The organism is Mycobacterium sp. (genome assembly GCF_049683355.1).
GTDB lineage: Bacteria > Actinomycetota > Actinomycetes > Mycobacteriales > Mycobacteriaceae > Mycobacterium.
Genome location: NZ_JBAUJB010000074.1, coordinates 1 through 1,928, shown reverse-complemented (window position 1 = coordinate 1,928; position 1,928 = coordinate 1). Strand labels below are relative to the sequence as shown.

2 protein-coding genes are annotated in these 1,928 nt (G+C 61.3%); both read right to left on the bottom strand.

The window, feature by feature from the left end:
* Positions 1-1,309 (bottom strand): 9-bladed beta-propeller domain-containing protein (locus WA944_RS04480; protein WP_526646437.1); only part of this gene is annotated, 1,309 nt, incomplete at its 3' end.
* Positions 1,310-1,365: 56 nt separating this feature from the next.
* A complete protein-coding gene (locus WA944_RS04475) occupies positions 1,366-1,857 on the bottom strand; it encodes a hypothetical protein (protein WP_526646435.1) in 492 nt (163 codons plus the stop codon).
* Between the last annotated feature and the right edge of the window lie 71 nt (positions 1,858-1,928).

Sequence of the window (1,928 nt, the reverse complement as noted above, 5' to 3'; positions counted from 1 at the left end):
TTCCCTCATTGGCCAACTGGACGAGCGTGCCGTCGATGTTCCAGATGCGGTCGAGGGAATCAGGTTGCTTGGGAAGCGTCCAGAGTCGCTCGCAGGAGTTGAGGTCATGGGCCTTCGCGAGCAATTCCGCGTTCCGGTTGGTCACCTCGAACACCAACGTGGATCCGTCGGTGCCGAGGTAGTTGTGCATCGGGTAGTCGCACACAGGCCCCGCTGTGCCGTCACGGAGGTTGTACTGCTGCCACTCCGGGAATTCTCGGCTGTTGGCGAGATTGGCCATCAAGGTCGTCCCGACAAGTTGACTTGCAGACCCAGGGACCTCGATCAACTTCTGGCCTTGCGCGGAGTACACGATGCTCCGGTCTTCCGACCAGACGACAGGCAGATCTATAGGATCCTCATCGCGCTCGAGAACGCCCTCCTCGCCGTGCTCACCAACTCGTTTCCCAGAATCGTCGAAAAACATTATGCTCGAACGCTTTGCGTCTGGGCTGTCGACTTCAGCAGCGAACCCACCTGTGTAGAAGACGGTGTCAATCAGCGTCGAACCGTCGTCAAGATCGGGTTCGATCACCCTGCCATCCGCCACCGAGAAGACCGTCGCCGACCACGACATCGGATCAACATCGTCTTGCGCGGTCAGGGTCTGTGAACTCGCGCTCGGCCGCGTCGGCGGCTCAATCTGTAGCCTGCCATCGCCTGGGACGAACCACGTCGTCTCGGCCTGCGAACCGATGCCGAACGCCCCCTCATTCTGATTCGTGGCCACGGCGTAAATGCCGACCTGGCGGACTGTCAGAGTGCCGAAGTTCCGCTGGAGATCGGTTGGGCCGCTGTAGCCGACTTCCCCAGATCGGCCATCAATCACCCACGCCACCTTTGAAGGCACACCATCGAGACACAAGATCTGAGTCGGTCCGTTGAGAAAACAATCCGGCACCTGCTTTCCCGAGCCAAGGGGTACGGCGCCGAATAACGGCCGCCCGCTGTGGACATCGATGCCGACCAGCCACCACTGCGACCCGTCGGCTTCCTCAGTGCTTGCCAGAAAGTAGGCATTCGCCCCAATGTTGCCGATGAAAGGTTGCAAATTGCGCTCGTCGCTACTAACCGCAAGCTGGCTGCCGACATTGCGGGGCATACCCAATTCTGCGACATTGGTCCGCCAACCGGGTGCCGGCTGTTCACGCATCGACGATGCCAACATTGCGTCCGGAGGCGGCTGCCAGGATGCGCGGGCGGAACTCAGGCGGTATGCCGGGAGCCACCAGGTGATGGCTAGCGTGGCTGTGACCACCACGGCCAGCATGATCGCGGCTCCAATGAGCCAGCTACGACGATTTCGCTGTGGACATTCGGTCCTCATTAATCGCTCGACCGGTTGTACGCCGCAAACACCGCTGCTACTTGGGCATCCGCGGCCTCGTGTGTGGGCAACCCGACCGAGTGCTCGAGGAGAGCGCTCACGCCGGCCCGATCCTGACCGAGGCCGCGCATGAGATCAGCTACGACCTCGTGCTGAGCGGCCCTCGCTTTATCCCTCGCCAAAGTCGCTAGTTCAAGGACCTCCTCACCGAACCGAGCTTCGTCAAGCTGGGACACATCCAGGACCTGAATGCGCTGCAGGCGTCCGCCGAGGGAAGCAATGGCCGATAGCGACCCCGCAGGGTTAGTGACGGTGAAAATCACATCGAGCTGTGGATCACCGTGGTCCTCGACCGCGTTGTGGTCGTCGCCGCCGCTATCGTCACCCCCGTCCCCGGCCGATGCATGGATTGCGAGGACTTCGAGCATGGCTTCCTCAGTCTCGAGCACGTTTTCGCGCTCGTCGTCATCCCACCCATCGTCACGCGGCATTGGCACGTCTTCTGCAGCGACGGGCAGATCTCACAGTCCACACGAGTCGATGTCCTTCTTGGCGCGCCAGT

Bases quoted from the DNA above. Each gene is read 5' to 3' on its own strand.
- WA944_RS04475 (WP_526646435.1), bottom strand. From the start codon at position 1,857: ATGCCGCGTGACGATGGGTGGGATGACGACGAGCGCGAAAACGTGCTC.